This window comes from Streptomyces sp. NBC_01351 (assembly GCF_036237315.1).
Taxonomy (GTDB): Bacteria; Actinomycetota; Actinomycetes; order Streptomycetales; family Streptomycetaceae; genus Streptomyces.
Genome location: NZ_CP108356.1, coordinates 6,114,652 through 6,132,608 on the forward strand (window position 1 = coordinate 6,114,652; position 17,957 = coordinate 6,132,608).

A 17,957-nucleotide genomic window follows, 5' to 3' on the forward strand; every position below is an offset into this window, starting at 1 on the left:
TTCTTGGTCGAGCACTCTAAAATGTGGCGCATGGCTGACACCCCCAAGCGCGGCCGCCCGCGCACCTTCGACCGCGCAGCAGCACTGACCGTGGCCACGCGTCTGTTCTGGGAGCGAGGCTACGAAGGCGTTTCCATCGGCGAGCTGACCGAGGCGATGGGGATCCGCTCAGGCAGCCTGTACGCCGCCTTCCGGGACAAGAAGTCCTTGTTCGAGGAAGTGGTCAACGCCTACGGCCAGTCACCTGTCGGCAGCTTCGCGGGCGTGGCGCTCCGCGAGGAGTCCACCGCGTACGGGGCGTTCGCACGCATCCTCCGGGAGGCCGCAGTCATCTACCCGGACCCCGCACACCCGGCCGGCTGCCTGGCCATCAGCGCCGCCACCAACGTCACTCCGCAGGATGCGGGGGTACGCGTATTCCTCCGTGATCTGCGCAACAAGAACGTGGACGGCTTCGAGGCCCGGCTACGGGAGGCGCAGCAGGCCGGAGAGCTGCCCGCCGAGGCCAGCCCCCGGGCCCTGGCCGACTACTTCGCGACAGTCCTCCAGGGACTCTCGCAGCGAGCCCAAGATGGTGCAACCGCCCACCAACTGGCCGCAGCAGCCGAACTGGCACTGACTGCCTGGCCGACAACGCACCCCTGATCAGGTCACCCACTCCGACCGGCAAGCGACGTCGCAGCCGTGCAGCGCCCGGCGAGCCCGCCGAGCCGCGCCATGAAGGTGTCGCGGGTCCGTGCGAACGGGGGCCGGTGCACGAGCGCCTTCGACGGTCGAAGGCCGGTTGGCGGCCGCATGGTCAGTGGAGGCAACCTGCGGCCAGACAGTGCGGCGGGCGGATCTCGGCGTTCTGCGGCCGCCTGGGGCTGATGCCCTAAACCCCACTCTCCGAGAGGGCCATCACTCCTCCGCACGGACCGCCTCCACCGCCTCCCGGACGTCGGAGTGCGGGTCCTCGGCGAGAGAGTCCAGGAGCTCGGCGACTCCAGGGGTGGACCAGCGGGCGACCGCCCACACCAGCTCCTCCCGCACCCCGGGGTCGGGGTGGGCGGCGAGGTGGGTCAGCTGGGCGAGCGGGCCCCGTCGGCGCATGCCGAACCAGTGCAATGTCTCCCGCAGCGCGACCGGGTCGCCGGGGGCCCCGGCCGCTGTGACCCGGGCGAGGAGGACCCTGGCTGGGGGCGGCGGTCCGTCCAGCGGATGCGGCAACCGCTCGCGCAGGCGTCGCGCCCCGTAGCCGCCGCGCACCCGGCACCCGAAGCAGGTGCAGGGAGGTGAGCCGTGCGCGTCCGGCTGGTAGCGCCAGCCCACCACCTGTGGCGCGGTACGGATCCGGTGGACCTCGCGCGGCCGGATCGCCCGAGGTACGAACACCTCCCACCCGCGTGGGTCGTCCAGCGCCGCGATCCGCCGCACCGCCTCGGCCGCGGGAACGGCGGCCTGGGAGCCCCGCGCCCGGTCGGTGTAGCGCCCGACCAGCACCTGCTGGGCGTCGTCCAGTCGCACGTGGACGGCGACAAGCCCTCCCCGACTGCCGAAACGGGCCAGCTCACGCAGCCATTGGTGAGTGAGGGTGTGCGACGGCAGCACCGGGAAGCAGTACACCCCGCGGGCACCGCCCTGCCCGCCGGCCGCGCGGATCCCTGACCGTCGGATGCGCGGCGCGTTCGCGGCCGACGTCAAGTGCACGAACATCGCCATGACCGGGAATGCTAGGTGACCGAGGGTCCGCCGGAGCGCTTCGGGTCAGGCGTCGAAGTCGTACTCCAGCACGTAGGAAGCAGAGTCCAGGGTCATCTCGTTGACCTCGACGGCCCGCCCGCCCTCGGCGCACGCGGTGCGGACGATCTGGATGACCGGTGTGCCCATGAATTCACCACCGCGATCCACAACGTCGAAGCGGTCAGCTGGACGACGTGATCCTCCGCGCCGTCCAGCGCGGCTGCGAGAACCGATCAGCCCCAGACGGCCGTCGGGCGCCGAGATGTGAGGAGCGCGTAGCGATCTGTCGCGCCTGTCGGGTGCTGATGTGCTCCTGGTCGCTGTTTGGTGCGGGTACCAGCCCAAGACGGGCGGCGGACGCCGTCGTCGAGGAGCGCGTAGCGATTGGTGGCGCCTGTCGGGGGCTGGGGTGCTTGTGGTCGCTGTTTGGCGAGGGCTGGCCGACTGCCCGGCCCGGAGCCCGAGGGGGCGGGCCCGGGCTGGGGCCTGCCCCCTGCCGAAGCAGGGCCGGACATCCCCGACCGCCCCGCCCCTTTCCTTTGTCCCCCGGCCCGTTCTTTTGGGGGTTTCCCGGCAGTCTTCGTTTTTCCGTGGCGGGACGGTCTGTCAAGGGTGGCCGAAGGCCATCGCGCAGCGACGCGACGACGAAGGAGGAGCGCCCTTGACAGGCCGTCACGACACGGAAGGACGATGGGACTGACGGGAAACCCCCCAAGCCTTCTCTGATTCCGGTCGGCTCGGACCCTGCCGTCCCTCGATTCCGCCGCACAGGACGGGACTGCCCGGCCCCACCCCCGAGGGGGCGGGTGGGCAAACGCCGGCTCGGAGCGGGGCCCGAGGGGGGAGAAGTCCCGCGCGCGTGGACCCGTACCGCCGCCCCCTCAGAACGCCGGCCGCTCCGGGTCCAGCGCAGCCCGCCCCTCCGTGGGGGACGAGGCTTCCGCGAAGCGGCGTTGGGGGATGCGGCCCGCGCGGTGGGCCAGGCGGCCCGCCGAGACGGCGTCGCGCATGGCCGCCGCCATGAGGGCGGGGGACTGGGCGCGGGTGACCGCCGAGGCGAGCATGACCGCCGCGCAGCCGAGTTCCATGGCCAGGGCCACGTCCGACGCCGTGCCTGCGCCCGCGTCGAGGATGACGGGGACGCCCGCGCGTTCCGTGATCAGCTCGAAGTTGTGCGGGTTGCGGATGCCCATGCCCGAGCCGATGGGAGAGCCGAGCGGCATGATCGCCGCGCAGCCCACGTCCTCCAGCTTGCGCGCCAGCACCGGGTCGTCGTTGGTGTAGGGGAGGACGGTGAAGCCCTCGTCGACGAGGGTCTCGGCTGCGTCGAGGAGTTCGATGCCGTCGGGGAGGAGGGTGCGCTCGTCCGCTACGACCTCCAGTTTGATCCAGTCCGTGCCCAGGGCCTCCCGGGCGAGGCGCGCCGTCAGGACGGCCTCGCCGGCGGTGAAGCAGCCCGCGGTGTTGGGGAGGACGGAGATGCCGAGTTTCGTGAGGACCGAGAGGACGGAGCCCTGGACCGTCGGGTCCAGGCGGCGCATCGCGACGGTGGTGAGCTCGGTGCCCGACGCGACCAGGGCGCGCTCCAGGACGTCCAGGCTCGGGGCGCCGCCCGTGCCCATGATCAGGCGGGAGGAGAAGGTGCGGCCGCCGAGGGTGAAGAGGTCGTCTGCCATGTCGTTCAGCCTCCCTGGACCGCGGTGAGGATCTCGACCCGGTCGCCGTCGCCGAGGGAGGTGACCGGCCACTGTCCGCGCGGGACCACGGTCTCGTTGAGCGCGGCGGCGACTCCGGAGGGGGCGGCGGTCAGGGTCGCGACCACCGCGTCGAGGGTGGTGCCGGCCGCGACCTCGCGCGGCTCGCCGTTGACGGAGATGGTCATGCGTAGGACTCCTGACGTGCGGCGGAGAACCGGCGGGGGGTGAAGGGGCGCGCGACCGGCGGTAGTTCGCCGGTCGTCAGCAGCTCCGCCATCACATCGCCGGTGAGGGGGGTGAGGAGAACCCCGTTGCGGTAGTGGCCGGTGGCCAGGTGGAGGCCCGGCAGCTCGGTCGGGCCGAGCAGCGGGGCGTTGTCCGGGGAGCCGGGGCGCAGGCCCGCCCGGGTTTCCACCAGGGGGAGTTCGGTGATGCCGGGCACCAGCTCGTGGGCGTCGCGCAGGAGTTCGTAGACCCCGCCGGCGGTGACGGTGGTGTCCCAGCCGAGCTCCTCGCTGGTGGCGCCGAGGACGAGCTCGCCGTTCTCGCGCGGCACCAGGTAGACGTGGCTGCCGCGGACGACCGCCCGTACGGTCCGGGAGAGGAACGGTGCGTACGCCGGCGGCACCGACAGCCGCAGGACCTGCCCCTTCACGGGGCGGACCGGTACCGCCGCCTCGGGCGGTACGCCGGGCAGCCTGCCGCTCAGCGAGCCCGCGGCCAGGACCACCTGGCGCGCGCGCAGCTCCGTACCGTCGTCGAGTACGGCGCCGGCCGCGCGGTCGGCGGTGACCAGGAGCCGTTCCGCGTTCGCCCGGTGGATGATCACCCCCGCCCGCTCGCAGGCGGCCAGCAGGGCGGCCGCGAGCCGGCGCGGGTCGACCTGGTGGTCGCCCTCCACGCGCAGGCCGCCGCGGACGCCGGGTGCCAGCATCGGCTCCAGACGGCGGCACTCGCGGCCGGTCAGCCACTCGGACTCCAGGCCGCAGCGGCGCTGCAGGGCGTGGAGTTCGCGCAGGTGGAGCCGGTCGTCGGAGTCGAGGGCGACGGCGAGGGTGCCGCAGGCGCGGTAGCCGATGTCCATGCCGCCGCTGGCTTCGGCGAGCTCGGCGGCGAACTCCGGATAGCGCTCCGCGGAGGCGAGGCCGAGGCCGAGCAGGGCCTCTTCGCCGTAGTGGAGCTCGGTGACGGGGGCGAGCATGCCGGCCGCGACCTGGGCGGCGCCGCCGCCGGGAGCCGGGTCGGCCAGCGCGGTGCGCAGGCCGAGTGCGGCGGCCCGCCAGGCGGTGACCAGGCCGATGATCCCACCCCCGATGACGAGGACGTCGGATCCCGATTCGGGTCCCGTTCGAGATGAGTGCATGGGCGTCCAGCCCCTCCCTTCGCCGGCATGACCCGGATCAGGTTCGTACGGTCGGAGGCCGTCCAGCCTCCCTCTCAGCCCGGTGCGCCGGACTCCCGCGATAGGTACGGTGGCCAGACTAACCCGGCCGTCGACGGCCGGTAAGGCGGCACCTATTCCTGACGGACCGTCAGATGATTAGGGTGGCCGGGTGAGCGAGCAGACGGATAAGAATCAGAGCGGCGTCGTGATCGTCGGCGCCGGAATGGCCGGCGTGCAGACCGCGGTCGCCCTCCGGGAGCAGGGCTTCACCGGCCCCGTGACCCTGCTGGGCGCCGAACCGCACCAGCCCTACGACCGACCCCCGCTGTCCAAGGCGGTCCTGCTCGGCAAGGCCGAGGACTCCGCCTTCGACGTCGACTTCGAGGGGCTCGGCATCGAGCTCAGGCTCGGCACCGAGGTCACCGGGCTGCGGGCCGCCGAGCACGAGCTGGACACCGAGGCGGGCCCGGTCCCGTACGAGACCCTCGTGCTGGCCACCGGAGCCGAACCGCTGACCCTGCCGGGGACCGAGGGCGTCCCGGGCGTGCACCTGCTGCGCACCCTCGACGACGCGGCCCGGCTGCGGCCGGTCCTGGCGGCGGCCCCCTCGGTCGTGGTCGTCGGGGCGGGCTGGATCGGCGCCGAGTTCGCCACCGCGGCCCGGGAGGCGGGCTGCGCGGTGACCGTGGTCGAGGCCGCCGACCGGGTGCTGGCGGGGGCGCTGCCGGAGGAGGTGGCCGCGCCGATGGGGCGCTGGTACGCGGAGGCCGGGGCGGAGCTGATCACCGGCGCGAAGGTCGCGGGGGTCGAGGAGGGCCGGGTGCTGCTGGCGGACGGCCGCGCGTTCCCGGCCGGCGCGGTGGTGGTGGGCATCGGGGCCCGGCCCGCCACGGGGTGGCTGGCCGGGACCGGAGTGGAGCTCGGGCCGGACGGGTCGGTCACGGCTGACGCGTACCTGCGTACGTCCGTGCGGGGGGTGTATGCGGTCGGGGACTGCGCGAGCTTCCCCTCGGGGAGGTACGGGACGCGGCTGCTGGTGCACCACTGGGACAACGCGCTGCAGGGGCCGCGGGCGGTCGCGGCGAACATCCTGGCGGGGGAGCCCGAGCAGGTCTACGACCCCGTCCCGTACTTCTGGTCCGAGCAGTTCGGGCGGTTCGTCCAGTACGCCGGGCATCACGGCGGGGCGGACGAGCTGCTGTGGCGGGGCGATCCGGGCGGGGCGGCCTGGTCGGTGTGCTGGGTGCGGGGCGGTGCGCTGGTTGCCGTGCTGGCCGTTGGCCGGCCGCGGGATCTGGCGCAGGGGCGGAAGCTGATCGAGACGGGGGTGGCGGTTGATCCCGCCAAGGTCTCCGACCCGGCGGTTCCGCTGAAGTCGGCCGTGGCCTAGCGGCGCCGGAGCGTGTGGGGCGGGGTCGGGGGCCGCTGCGCGGAGCCTGTCCCCTACCCGCCCTTCCACCATCCCCCAGACTCCGTCCGGGGGGACCCCCAGCCGGGCTCTGCCCGGACCCGGTCCTCAAACGCCGGACGGGCTGGATTTGGCTGCTGCCGTCCGCCTGGCTGAGCCGGGCAATTCCAGCCCCGCCGGCGTTTGAGGCGCGGGGGCTGAGGCGGAGCCCCAGGAGGGGGGCGCGACCCGGACGGGGCGGCTCAGGTACCGGCGGCGGAGCCGAGATGGCAGGCTTGGGGCTGTGACCCAGATTGACGCAAAGATCGATGCCCTTGTCCCCTCATGGCTGTACCTCCCCGACATCGCGGAGATGCTCGACATCGAGGTGACCCGGGTCCGCCAGATGGTCAAGGAGGGTCAGCTGCTCGCCGTGCGCCGCGGCGAGAACCGCTCCCTCCAGGTGCCCGCGCCCTTCCTCGACGGAGACAAGGTCGTCAAGGGCCTGGTCGGCCTGCTGACCGTGCTCCGCGACGACGGCTTCTCCGACGAGGAGATCCTGGAGTGGATGTTCACCCCGGACCCCACCCTGCCCGGCACCCCCGCGCAGGCGCTGAGCGAGAATCGCGGCACGGAGGTGAAGCGCCGCGCTCAGGCGCTCGCCCTCTGACCTGATCAGCTGATCGGCTGATCGACCTGATCCGCATTCCGCTCCACCGCGGTGTACGGGCCGCGTGGGCCCGTACACCGCCTCCATCACGGGGGGTACACCCATGCAGCAGCTGTCCGACGCCCGGCTCTACCTGTGCACGGACGCCCGCAAGAAGCAGGGTGACCTCCCCGACTTCCTGGACGCCGTGCTGGCCGGCGGCGTGGACATCGTCCAGCTCCGGGACAAGGGCATGGAAGCCGGGGAGGAGCTCGAGCACCTCCAGGTGTTCGCCGAGGCCGCCCGCCGGCACGGCAAGCTGCTCGCCGTGAACGACCGCGCCGACGTCGCCCACGCCATCGGCTCCGACGTCCTGCACCTCGGCCAGGGGGACATCCCCGTCCCCGCCGCCCGCGCCATCCTCGGCGGGGGCGTGCTCATCGGCCGCTCCTGCCACGGCGAGGCCGAGGTCGACGCGGCCGTCGCCGAGCCCGGAGTGGACTACTTCTGCACCGGCCCCTGCTGGCCCACCCCCACCAAGCCCGGCCGTTACGCCCCCGGCCTCGGGCTCGTCCGGTACGCGGCCTCCCTGCAGCAGGACCGTCCCTGGTTCGCCATCGGCGGCATCGACGCCACGAACCTGGACGAAGTGCTCGACGCCGGAGCCACCCGCGTGGTGGTCGTCCGCGCGCTCACCGAGGCCTCCGACCCGGGCGCGGCCGCCGCCGATCTGGCGAAGAGGGTTCGGGCCCGCCTCGGCTAGGAGCCGGCAGGTGTCCAAAAAGGTGTCCAATGGACGGACACCGCTTCGAGCTGCGCCGCACCGCGTCTAACCTGCCCGTATGGCCTCTGGTACCGCTTCCACCTGGTCGGACCGTGCACACACGGTCCGCGACCTCCTCGTGTCCGGGCGCTCCTACTCCTTCGAGTTCTGGGCTCCGAAGACCGAGAAGGGCGAACGCAACCTCTGGAACGCGCTGCGCCGGATCGAGGCGGTATCCCCGAGCTTCGTCTCCGTGACCTACGGAGCCGGCGGCTCCACCCGCGGCGGCACCGTCAAGGCCACCGAGCAGATCGCCTCGGACACCACCCTGACCCCGGTCGCGCACCTGACCGCGGTCGACCACTCGGTCGCCGAGCTGCGCAACGTCATCGGGCAGTTCGCGGACGCCGGCATCCGCAACATGCTCGTCGTGCGCGGAGACCCGCCGGGCAACCCCATGGGCGACTGGGTGCCGCACCCCGAGGGCGTGCACTACGCGGCCGACCTGGTCCGCCTCGTCAAGGAGTCCGGGGACTTCTGCGTCGGCGTCGCGGCCTTCCCCGAGATGCACCCCCGGTCGTCGGACTGGGACACGGACATCCGGCACTTCGTGGACAAGTGCCGCGCCGGCGCCGACTACGCCATCACCCAGATGTTCTTCGATCCGGAGAATTATCTGAGGCTGCGCGACGGCGTCGCGAAGGCGGGCTGCGAAACGCCGATCATCCCCGAGGTCATGCCTGTTGTGGCCATCAAGCAGCTCGACCGACTGCCCCAACTCAGCAACGCGGTCTTCCCCGCGGACGTGAAAGAGCGCATGCTCGCGGTCAAGGACGACCCGGCCGCTGTACGCTCCATTGGCATCGAGTTCGCCACGGAGTTCTGCGCGCGGCTGCTGTCCGAGGGTGTGCCGGGGCTGCACTTCATCACGCTGAACAACTCCACGGCGACTCTCGAAATCTACGAGAACCTGGGCCTGCACCAGCGGGCCTGACCGGCCGTACGCCATGGGCGGCCGTACCGAGAGGTGCCACGCATGGGAATGACGGTCCTCTACATCGCGTTCGGCATCGTCGCGCTGTGGTTGCTCGCCGAGGTCCTGATGCAGTACAAGGCCCGGCTCCGCTGGCGCCTGCTCGCCTTCGCCGGCTTCCTCGGCGTGGTCGCCGGGGTGATGCTGCCGTCGGTGCTGGTCATCGGAGCCGGCGCGGCCATGTTCGCCCTGGGTCAGACGCTCGTGACGCTCTCCTTCCGCAAGGGCTTCGTGGCCGGCTGGGCGCTGCGCCGCGGCGGGGAACCCGTACGGCAGTCCCGGCGCCGCCGCTCCGGGGGTCCGGCGCACCAGGACCCGTCGCTCCAGGTCACCGACCTGGAGTACGAGGGCCAGAGCGGCCACGGTCAGAGCCAGGGCCGGGACCGGGACGGGGACCGGGAGGTCTACAGCACGGAGCCCGTGCCCGAGGACACCGGGTCCTACGGGATCCAGAGCTTCGTCCCCGCGCAGCCCGGCCCCGACCCCACGCAGACGGCGGCCTTCGCCTCGCCGTTCGGCACGCCCGAGCAGGACGCCCACCAGTACGCCGCGTACTACGACCCCTCGCAGTCCCAGGGCGGCCAGGGCGGCTACGACTACTCCAACGGCTACCCGACGGGCGAGCAGCAGCAGGTCTACGCCGCCTACTCGGACCCGTACATCGGCACCGGCGGCGCGGTCGTACCGCCGAACGGCGATCCCTACGGGGGCTACGCCCCGTACGCCGACCACGGGCAGCAGCAGTACGCCATGGACACCCCGCCCGGCGGGGTGTGGGTCCCCCAGCAGCGGACCACCGACGAGTACGGACAGCCGTACCCGGCGGAGGACCAGCAGCAGGGCTACCCGTATCCCTCCCAGGGCACCGGCGAGTACGAGCAGTACCGCTACTGAGGGCCGCCGGGCCCGCCGGGGCCGCTCGGGCCGCTGCGGCGGCGCGGGCGGGCTACTGGGAGCCGCGGAACTCCGCGCCCTCCACGATCAGTCCGGCCACCAGCGCCCCGGTCATCCCGGCGTGCGGAAGCCCGCCGCCGGGGTGCGCCCAGCCGCCCGCCAGGTACAGGCCGGGCACGGCCGTGGCGTTGGCCGGGTAGAGCAGCCGACCCCCGGTCCCCGCGAGGGCGGGCGGGGGCACCGCGCCGCCCACCGCGCCCGTGGCGGCCTCGACGTCGGCCGGGGTGCGCACCTCGTGCCACAACAGCCGCTCCCGCAGCCCGGGGACGGCCTTCCCGGCGAGCTCCAGCAGCTCCCCGGCCCCGGGTGCCTCCGCCCCGCACACGGCGCTCACGGTGACCGCCTCGTGGTCCGCGTCCGGCCGGGTGGCGGGGTCGTCGGGACGCATCACGGTGACGCCGGCACCCCCGGCGTGGACCAGCGTGCGGTGGACGGCGTCGGCCGGGCGGGCCCCGCGCAGCGCCAGCAGGAGGGTGACCCGGCTCGGTACGCCCTCCCCGCGGGCCGGGAGCGACTCCGGGGGCCACGGCAGGGACCGGGCCGGCAGCCGCCGCGGGTCGATCCCGCAGACGACGGAGTCGGCCTCCACCTCGGTGCCGTCGGCCAGCAGCAGCCCGGACGCCCGGCCGGCGGGCGCCATTACCTCCCGTACCTCGGCGCCGAAGACGAAGGCGACCTTCCGCTCCAGGCACCGCTCGTACACGGCGGTGGCCAGGGCCCGCATCCCGCCGCGCACGTACCAGCTGCCGAAGGTCTGCTCCATGTACGGGAGCACGGCCGCGGAGCCGGGCGCGGTCGCGGGGTCGATCCCGTACGAGCGCACCAGGCCGGTCAGCAGCTCCCCGAGCCCGCCGCCGCCCAGCTCCCGCCCGGCGATCTCGGCGAGGGTCGGGGTCCGGCGGCGCAGCAGTCCGCTCTTGCGCAGGGCGGGGTAGGGGTCGGCGCCCAGCACCCGCCGGGCCTCGCCCGCACGCAGCGGCTCCTCCAGCAGCGGGCGGCGGGTGGCGTCCCAGGCGTCCCGGGCGCGGCCCAGCACGGCGTTCCAGCGCTCGCCCGAACCCGGGCCGAAGGCGGCGTCGAGGGCGGCGGCGACTCCGCCGCGGGAGGCGCCCGGCAGGGTGACGTCGACGCCGTGGTGGGGAAGGACGTGCCGGACGGCCGGGTCCACCTGGACCAGGTCCACGCAGTCCTCCAGGGACCGCTTGCCGGTCTTCACGAACAGGTCGCGGTAGACGGCGGGCAGGTGGAGCAGGCCGGGCCCGGTGTCGAAGGCGAAGCCCTCGCGCTCGTACCGACCGAGCGCCCCGCCGTACGTCGCCCCGCGCTCGTACACCGTCACATGGTGCCCCGCCACGGCCAGCCGGGCCGCCGTCGCCATCGCGCCCATCCCGGCGCCGATCACCGCAATTCGTGCCATGCGGCCGAGCCTATCGAGCCGGATCAGCGGGGTGGCGGGGCCCCGGTGGCCTCACGGGCCTCGGCGGCCAGCCGCTTCTCCTCGTGGCGTTGGGCGCGTCGGCGCAGGAAGCGGCGGATCCGGGACCAGAGGAAGATCAGCAGGGCCAGGCCGGCGGCCAGCAGGACGGCCGCGATGATCGCGGCGGCCTCGGGGTTGAACATCGCGAAGGTGACGATGACGCCCACGCCGAGGTCCTCGGCCGTGCTCGCCACGATGTTGCTGAACGGTTCGGGCGAGGTGTTGATCGCCATCCGGGTGCCGGCCTTGACGAAATGGCTGGCCAGCGCGGTGGAGCCGCCGATGGCACCGGCGGCGATGTCGGAGAGCGAACCGCTCTGACCGGCCAGCAGGGCCCCCACGGCCGCGCCGGACACGGGCCGGATCACGGTGTGGACCGAGTCCCATATCGAGTCCACGAACGGGATCTTGTCGGCGACCGCCTCGCAGAGGAACAGCACGCCGGCGACGATCAGCACGTCGGTGCGTTGCAGCGACTCGGGGACCTCGTCGGTCAGGCCGGTCGCGCCGAAGATGCCGAGCAGGAGGACCACGGCGTATGCGTTGATCCCACTGGCCCAGCCGCTGGTGAAGACCAGGGGGAGCACACTCACCTGATCATCATGCCGCAGCCGGGGGCGGAACGGGGCGGAACCTGGTCGGAACAGAGGCGGAACCGGGATCGGGACCTGTGGGGAGCGGCAGGCGCAACGACGAGGGGACGGCCACCGGGCGGCGGCCGTCCCCTCGTTCACGTTGTTCCGGGGCTGGTGCTACTGCCCCTGCTCGTCACGGCGGCGCTGCCACCGTTCCTCGATGCGGGTCATCATCGACCGACGCTGCCGGTTGCGGCCGTGGGCCGAACCGCCTGTACTGCCGGAGACGGGCTGCTCGCCAGGCTTGGGTGCCTTGCGCCAACCGGTGACCACGAGAACCGTACATCCCAGCATGACGAGGAAGCCCACCACGCTGATCCAGAGCACGTTCGGAATGATCACACCGGTCATGAGGAGCGCGATACCCACCACAATGCCTGCGACTGCCTGGTAGACCCGTCGCCGGGTGTACGTACGCAGTCCGCTTCCCTCAAGCGCTGTCGCGAACTTGGGATCTTCGGCGTACAGCGCTCGCTCCATCTGCTCGAGCATTCGCTGCTCGTGCTCCGAGAGCGGCACGGGAGTCCTCCTCATCCGTCGGTCGCGGGGGGTAGCGACCAGGGGTCCCCTTCAGGATAGGCGGGGAACCGCCCCCGTGATACCCGCCCTCTACGCCACGTTCCTAAAAATGCACTGCCGGAAACTGCACTTCTTCAAAAGCTGCACTGGCCACACGGCCTGTGAGCGGCCACTGAGGCGGTTATTCCCCAATGATCCGTCCGCCATGCCGGTCGGTCACCCGATCATACGGGGCCGAACGCCATAGCGGAGGGTGTGTGGCCGACTCCATGCGCGGAAGATCGCAGATCAAGCCTGCTTCTCACCCAGTACGTGCAGCTGCGTGGCGACGGCGTGGAAGGCGGGGAGCTCCGCCGCGGCCTCCTCCAGGCGCAGCAGTGCCTCCACCGCGCCCGGCTCGGTGTCCACCAGGACGCCCGGGACGAGGTCGGCGAAGATCCGCACGCCGTGCACCGCGCCGACCGCCAGACCGGCCCCGCCGACCAGCTCGGAAAGCTGTTCGGCGGTGAAGCGGCGCGGCACCGGGTCGCCGCTGCCCCAGCGGCCGGCCGGGTCGGTGAGGGCGGTCCGGGCCTCCGTGAAGTGGCCGGCCAGCGCGCGGGCGAGCACGGCCCCGCCGAGGCCGGCGGCCAGCAGGCTGAGCGTGCCGCCGGGGCGCAGAGCGGCCACCGCGTTGGCCACGCCCTCGGCCGGGTCGTCCACGTACTCCAGCACGCCGTGGCAGAGCACGACGTCGTACGAATCGCGCTCGACGACCTCCAACAGGCCCTGGGCGTCGCCCTGGACACCGCGGACCAGGTCGGCGAGACCGGCCTCGGACACCCGGCGCTCCAGCCCGAACAGTGCGTTCGGGCTGGGGTCGACCACGGTGACCCGGTGGCCCAGGTGGGCCACCGGCACGGCGAACTTGCCGGTGCCGCCCCCGGTGTCGAGCACGTCCAGCACATCCCGCCCGGTCGCCTTCACCCGGCGGTCGAGGGCCTCCTTGAGGACCTCCCACACCACGGCGGTGCGAAGGGAGGCGCGGGGGCGGGAATTGTCCGACACGACTGATGGCTCCTCGGCGCGCTAGGGAAGGGGGGAGCGGTCAGTGCCCCACCCGGCCCCACCCTATTGCCTTCGGCAGCCCGGCAGCTCATCCCGCGTCCGGACGCTCCGGACGCGGCCCCGGCAAGGGCCCCGGGAGGGTCTGCGCCAGCGGCCGGAGGGCGAGCATCCGCTCCACCAGGCGCAGGAACATCGAGGCCGCACGCACCAGATCGTCCGCCTCCCGGCTGCTCGCCGCGCCCGCTATCCCCGCCTCGGCCCTGGCCCGCCGCGCCGCACCGGAGGCGAAGAGCGCGCTCCACTCGGCGAGCTCCGGCGCTATCTCCGGGAGCACCTCCCACGCGCTGCGGATCCGGGGCCGCCGCCGCGGGTTGACCGGCTCGGGCCGGCCGCGCGCTGCGAGCACGGCCGCGGCGGTGCGCAGCGCGGCGAGGTGCGCGGTGGCGTACCGCTCGTTGGGCCTGGTCAGCCGAGCCGCCTCGGCCAGGCCGCCGCGGGCCTTTTCGAGCAGGTCGAGCGCTGCCGGCGGAGCCGCCGACCTGCGCGGGACGGGATGGACAGGGGACGGGGACGGTGTGGCCATGACGAACCTCCTGTCGTTGCGTTGCACGGTGCGTTTCTGCCTTGTCCCCATCGTGACCGGCCCCACTGACAATCCCGCTGACCTGCGCTTTTGCAGTGACAAGCCGGGCAACTGCCCCCTCCTGCACCGCCGGTGCGCAAAGGGATGCTAGTTTTTGAACTGACCGGTCAGTTCAAAAAGAAGGGGGACGGCGTGGACAGCCCGCACGGCGCGGCCGTCAAAGCCGAGAACTTCGGACTCAAGGGCCCGCGCGGCTGGGCCTTCCGTGGAATCGGCGTCGACGCGGCGCCCGGCTCGCTCATCGCGGTCGAAGGCCCCTCCGGCAGCGGCCGCACCTGCCTGCTCCTCGCCCTCACCGGACGGATGAAGGCGACCGAGGGGCATGCCGAGGTCGGCCGCCACCGGCTGCCGAAGCGGATGACCGCGGTCCGCCGGATCGCCGCGCTCGGCCCGGTCACCGGGGTCAACGAGCTCGACCAGGCCCTCACCGTCGCCGAGCAACTGCGCGAGGGCGCCCTGCTCCAGCGCCGCTACGAAGGCTCCGTCCGCGCCCTGCTGCGCCCCCGCGCCGAGCGCGGCGCCGCGACCGCGGCCCGCATCGACGCCGCGCTGGCCGTCGCGGGACTGGACCTCGCCGCGCTGCCGAAGGGCCCGCGGACCTCTGTACGGGACCTCGAACGACTGGAGTCCGTACGGCTGTCCGTGGCCATCGCCCTGCTGGGTGCCCCACGGCTGCTGGCCCTGGACGACCTCGACCTCAAGCTCTCGGACGCCGAACGCGAAGAGGCCTGGGCCCTGCTCCGCCGGATCGCCGCAGCGGGCACCACCGTCCTCGCGGTGTGCAGCGAGGCCCCGGCGGACGCCACCGTCCTGCGGACCTGCCCGCCCGACACCGCGGAGCCCGCGGACCCAGCGGACACGGACACGGACAGGGACGCCGACACCGGCACCGACGCCGACGCCGACACCGGCACCAACGACCACACCGACGAAGACACGAAGGGGGCGGACGATGCGCTCGCCGAAGCTGGCCGCGCTTGAGCTGAAGCGGTTCGGGCGGGGGAAGCTGCCCCGGGCCGCTCTCGTCGCACTGCTCCTGCTGCCGCTGCTCTACGGGGCCCTGTACCTCTGGTCCTTCTGGGACCCGTACAGCCGCCTCGACAAGGTGCCCGTCGCCCTGGTCAACTCCGACAAGGGCGCCAGTGTCGAAGGCGAGCGCATCACCGCCGGCGACGAGATCACCAAGAAGCTCCACGACAGCAAGACCTTCGACTGGCACGAGGTCAGTGCCGAGGAGGCCGCCAAGGGACTGGAGAACGGGACGTACTACCTGTCCCTCACCATGCCCGCCGACTTCAGCGAGAAGATCGCCTCCAGCTCCGGCGAGGACCCCGCCGCCGGCGCGCTCCAGGTCCACACGAACGACGCCAACAACTACATCGTCGGCTCGATCTCCCGCACCGTCTTCTCCGAGGTCCGCTCGGCGGCGTCCACCAACACCTCCCGCGGCTTCCTCGACAAGATCTTCGTGTCCTTCTCCGACCTCCACGACAAGACCGCCGAGGCCGCCGACGGCGCCGACAAGCTCAAGGACGGCGCGAGCAAGGCCCAGCAGGGCGCCAAGGAGATCGCCGACGGGCTCGACACCGTCGAGGAGAAGAACGGCGAGCTCACCGGCGGGCTGAAGAAGCTCAACTCGGCGGCGGCCAAGCTGGCGACCGGTACGAAGGACATCGCCGCCGGCACCCAGCAGGTCGCGGACAAGGTCAACGGCACCGCAGGCCAGGTCCGCCCCTACCTGGACAACCCCAAGCAGCTCGCCGACGCGGCCGTCCTCGTCGCGGACACCGCCAAGGTCGTCAACAACCACCTCGACACCTTCGGCAAGAAGGTCCCGGCCGCCGCCAAGGTCAGCAAGCAGGCCGCCGTCCTCGCCGCCGACACCTACACCCGCACCTGCACCGGTTCGGCCCCCAAGCCGCTGCCCGCCGCCTGCGCCGACATGAAGAAGCTGAAGGACGCCGCCGCCGAGGCCGCCCTGCTCACCGGGGACGTCGACACCCTGGTCAAGGACTCCAACGGCGACCTGGCCGCCCTGCGCAAGCAACTCACCGACCTGGAGAAGCAGGCCCGCAAGCTCGCCGTCGGCGCCCCCGGCCTCGCCGGCAAGCTCGACCAGGCCGTCGCGGACGTCAAGGCCCTCAACGACGGCGCCCACAAGGTTGCCACCGGCATGGCCCAGCTCCACGCCGGCCTGGGCAAGGCCACCGACGGCTCCGCCGCCATCGGCGAGGGCGTCGGCAAGATCGGCGACGGCGCGCACAACCTGAACGGCGGCATCTACAAGCTCGTCGACGGCAACGGTGCCCTCGCCGACGGCCTGCACGAGGGCGTCACCAAGATCCCGGACTACGACGAGCAGCAGCGCGACGCCCGCACCGAGGTCATGGCCGACCCGATCCGGCTCGCCAACCAATCCCTGCACAAGGCGCCCAACTACGGCACCGGCTTCGCCCCTTACTTCATCCCGCTCTCCCTCTGGGTCGGCGCGATGGTCGCCTACATGCTGATCGCCCCGCTCAACAAGCGGGCCCTGGCGGCAGGCGCCTCGCCCTGGCGGATCGCCCTCGCCGGCTGGCTGCCCGTGGCGGCCCTCGGCGCGGCGCAGGTGGGCGCACTGATGTCCGTACTGCACTGGGGCCTCGGCCTGGAGATGGCCCACCCGGCCCTCACCGTCGGCTTCCTGCTGCTGGTCACGGGCTGTTTCGCGGCGATCGTGCAGTGGCTCAACGCCAAGTTCGGCGCGGCCGGCCGGATCCTCGTCCTCGCCGTCCTGATGCTCCAGCTGACCTCCGCGGGCGGGACGTACCCCGTCCAGACCAGCCCCGGCTTCTTCAACGCCATCCACCCGTACCTGCCGATGTCGTACGTCGTCGAGAGCCTGCGCCACCTGATCAGCGGCGGCCCGCTCACCGCGGTCTGGCAGGGCTCCGCGGTCCTGGTGGCCTTCACGGCGGGCGCGCTGGCGCTCACCGCGCTCGCCGCGCGCGGCAAGCAGGTGTGGACCATGGACCGGCTGCACCCCGAACTGAGCCTGTAGAGAGCTGTTGACCTGTGAGAATCAGCGCCATGGAACGCAGCACCGGTACAAGCGCGGGCGGCGGCGGCCGACGCCAGGCCACCCGGCAGAAGCTCTACGAGGCGGCGGTGACGCTCATCGCGGAGCAGGGCTTCTCGGCCACCACCGTCGACGAGATCGCCGAACGGGCGGGCGTCGCGAAGGGCACCGTCTACTACAACTTCGCGAGCAAGAACGACCTCTTCGAGGAGCTCCTGCGGCACGGCGTCGGACTGCTGACCGCGTCACTGCGGGAGGCGGCGGAGTCGACCGAGGCGCGGGGCGGCACGCGGGTCGAGGCCCTCGACGGGATGATCCGGGCCGGCCTCGTCTTCATCGACCGCTACCCGGCCTTCACACAGCTGTACGTCGCCGAGCTGTGGCGCACCAACCGGACCTGGCAGTCCACGCTGATGGTGGTCCGGCAGGAGGCGGTCGCCGTGGTGGAGAAGGTGCTGCGGGAGGGCGTCGAGCGGGGTGAGCTGAGCGCGGAGATCGACGTGCCGCTGACGGCGGCGGCGCTGGTCGGGATGGTGCTGGTCGCCGCGCTGGACTGGCAGTCCTTCCAGAGCGAGCGGTCCCTGGACGACGTCCACTCGGCGCTGTCACTGCTGCTGCGGGGCCGGGTCAGCGGGCGGTAAGACCCCCGGTCGGCGGTGTCCGCGCGGGACGAGGAGCCCGTACAACTGGTGGGGCCTGCCGGGCGCGGCACTGAGTATCCGTACCTAGACGCGGAAATGAGTACGTGCACGGATGGGCCCCCACCTGCGCGGACGCCAGACTGGGGGCGACGAACGGGAGACCCGGTCCGCACCGCCGACACGGGGCTGCGGAGCGGACCGGGTGCCTCCTCGTCCGTTTACGGGGTGAGGTGAGGCGGCGGGGCTCGGGGGGATCGAGCCTCGCCGCCTTTTCGCGTCCGCGGGTGGCCGGGTGCGGCGCCGCTCCCGGGGCTCCGCCCCGGACCCGGCGCCTCAAACGCCGGCGGG

Annotated in this window: 18 protein-coding genes, 1 pseudogene and 1 riboswitch; of the genes and pseudogenes, 9 read left to right on the forward strand and 10 right to left on the reverse strand. The window is 72.8% G+C overall.

Translation table 11 applies throughout. The features are described 5' to 3' along the window. The first annotated feature begins 21 nt into the window (after positions 1-21). On the forward strand, positions 22-645 hold the full coding sequence (locus OG625_RS28170) for a TetR/AcrR family transcriptional regulator (RefSeq protein ID WP_443067787.1): 624 nt from the start codon (positions 22-24) through the stop codon (positions 643-645). A 255-nt stretch (positions 646-900) separates the two neighbouring features. Here the strand turns inward: OG625_RS28170 and OG625_RS28175 are convergent, their stop codons facing one another. From OG625_RS28175 to thiO, 5 genes and pseudogenes are all read right to left on the reverse strand, one after another. Further along, complete coding sequence (locus OG625_RS28175) at positions 901-1,701, reverse strand: HEAT repeat domain-containing protein (RefSeq protein ID WP_329386569.1); 801 nt, start codon at positions 1,699-1,701, stop codon at positions 901-903. 45 nt (positions 1,702-1,746) lie between these two features. Beyond that, positions 1,747-1,872: pseudogene (locus OG625_RS28180) on the reverse strand (GntR family transcriptional regulator); the annotation flags it as partial. 731 nt (positions 1,873-2,603) lie between these two features. Further along, a complete protein-coding gene (locus OG625_RS28185; RefSeq protein ID WP_329386572.1) occupies positions 2,604-3,398 on the reverse strand; it encodes a thiazole synthase in 795 nt (264 codons plus the stop codon). A gap of 5 nt (positions 3,399-3,403) precedes the next feature. Beyond that, entirely contained in the window at positions 3,404-3,604 is a 201-nt protein-coding gene (gene thiS, locus OG625_RS28190) for a sulfur carrier protein ThiS (protein WP_329386574.1), read from the reverse strand. Beyond that, positions 3,601-4,782: a glycine oxidase ThiO gene (gene thiO / locus OG625_RS28195; protein WP_329386577.1), complete on the reverse strand. Its 1,182-nt coding sequence runs from the start codon at positions 4,780-4,782 to the stop codon at positions 3,601-3,603. The genes thiS and thiO overlap by 4 nt, the downstream gene beginning before the upstream one ends. Beyond that, positions 4,780-4,891: riboswitch (TPP riboswitch) on the reverse strand. It overlaps the preceding gene by 3 nt. An 81-nt stretch (positions 4,892-4,972) precedes the next feature. Here thiO and OG625_RS28200 point away from each other — a divergent pair. The 5 genes from OG625_RS28200 (at position 4,973) to OG625_RS28220 (ending at position 9,529) form a co-directional block, all read left to right on the forward strand. Beyond that, positions 4,973-6,193 carry an NAD(P)/FAD-dependent oxidoreductase gene (locus OG625_RS28200; protein WP_329386579.1) on the forward strand — a complete coding sequence of 407 codons (1,221 nt, stop codon included), beginning with the start codon at positions 4,973-4,975 and terminating at the stop codon, positions 6,191-6,193. A gap of 301 nt (positions 6,194-6,494) precedes the next feature. After that, positions 6,495-6,860, forward strand: coding sequence for an Rv2175c family DNA-binding protein (locus OG625_RS28205; protein ID WP_329386581.1), 366 nt, complete (start codon positions 6,495-6,497; stop codon positions 6,858-6,860). Positions 6,861-6,963: 103 nt separating this feature from the next. Further along, positions 6,964-7,602, forward strand: coding sequence for a thiamine phosphate synthase (gene thiE, locus OG625_RS28210; RefSeq protein WP_329386583.1), 639 nt, complete (start codon positions 6,964-6,966; stop codon positions 7,600-7,602). A 79-nt stretch (positions 7,603-7,681) separates the two neighbouring features. After that, complete coding sequence (gene metF, locus OG625_RS28215) at positions 7,682-8,596, forward strand: methylenetetrahydrofolate reductase [NAD(P)H] (RefSeq protein ID WP_329386585.1); 915 nt, start codon at positions 7,682-7,684, stop codon at positions 8,594-8,596. A gap of 42 nt (positions 8,597-8,638) precedes the next feature. Next, entirely contained in the window at positions 8,639-9,529 is an 891-nt protein-coding gene (locus tag OG625_RS28220) for a hypothetical protein (RefSeq protein ID WP_329386587.1), read from the forward strand. 52 nt (positions 9,530-9,581) lie between these two features. On the opposite strand, the gene OG625_RS28225 is transcribed toward OG625_RS28220, so the two are convergent. The 5 genes from OG625_RS28225 to OG625_RS28245 all read right to left on the reverse strand — a co-directional run bounded on the left by OG625_RS28225 (position 9,582) and on the right by OG625_RS28245 (position 13,850). Then, on the reverse strand, positions 9,582-11,006 hold the full coding sequence (locus tag OG625_RS28225) for a phytoene desaturase family protein (RefSeq protein ID WP_329386590.1): 1,425 nt from the start codon (positions 11,004-11,006) through the stop codon (positions 9,582-9,584). Between the two features lie 23 nt (positions 11,007-11,029). Then, the gene (locus tag OG625_RS28230; RefSeq protein ID WP_329386592.1) at positions 11,030-11,659 is read right to left on the reverse strand and encodes a DUF4126 domain-containing protein; all 630 of its coding nucleotides are present in this window, start codon (positions 11,657-11,659) and stop codon (positions 11,030-11,032) included. A 159-nt stretch (positions 11,660-11,818) separates the two neighbouring features. Beyond that, entirely contained in the window at positions 11,819-12,220 is a 402-nt protein-coding gene (locus OG625_RS28235; protein ID WP_189736243.1) for a DUF3040 domain-containing protein, read from the reverse strand. 288 nt (positions 12,221-12,508) lie between these two features. Beyond that, a complete protein-coding gene (locus OG625_RS28240; protein WP_329386596.1) occupies positions 12,509-13,267 on the reverse strand; it encodes a class I SAM-dependent methyltransferase in 759 nt (252 codons plus the stop codon). 88 nt (positions 13,268-13,355) lie between these two features. Continuing rightward, complete coding sequence (locus tag OG625_RS28245; protein ID WP_329386598.1) at positions 13,356-13,850, reverse strand: SAV_6107 family HEPN domain-containing protein; 495 nt, start codon at positions 13,848-13,850, stop codon at positions 13,356-13,358. 192 nt (positions 13,851-14,042) lie between these two features. Between OG625_RS28245 and OG625_RS28250 the strand changes: the two genes are divergently transcribed. From OG625_RS28250 to OG625_RS28260, 3 genes are read left to right on the forward strand one after another with little or no spacing between them, the layout of a single operon-like run. Then, on the forward strand, positions 14,043-14,891 hold the full coding sequence (locus tag OG625_RS28250) for an ATP-binding cassette domain-containing protein (RefSeq protein WP_329386600.1): 849 nt from the start codon (positions 14,043-14,045) through the stop codon (positions 14,889-14,891). Next, complete coding sequence (locus OG625_RS28255) at positions 14,863-16,950, forward strand: YhgE/Pip domain-containing protein (RefSeq protein WP_329386602.1); 2,088 nt, start codon at positions 14,863-14,865, stop codon at positions 16,948-16,950. Before OG625_RS28250 ends, OG625_RS28255 begins: the two co-directional genes overlap by 29 nt. A 29-nt stretch (positions 16,951-16,979) precedes the next feature. After that, positions 16,980-17,609: a TetR/AcrR family transcriptional regulator gene (locus OG625_RS28260; RefSeq protein ID WP_329386604.1), complete on the forward strand. Its 630-nt coding sequence runs from the start codon at positions 16,980-16,982 to the stop codon at positions 17,607-17,609. Positions 17,610-17,957: the final 348 nt, after the last annotated feature.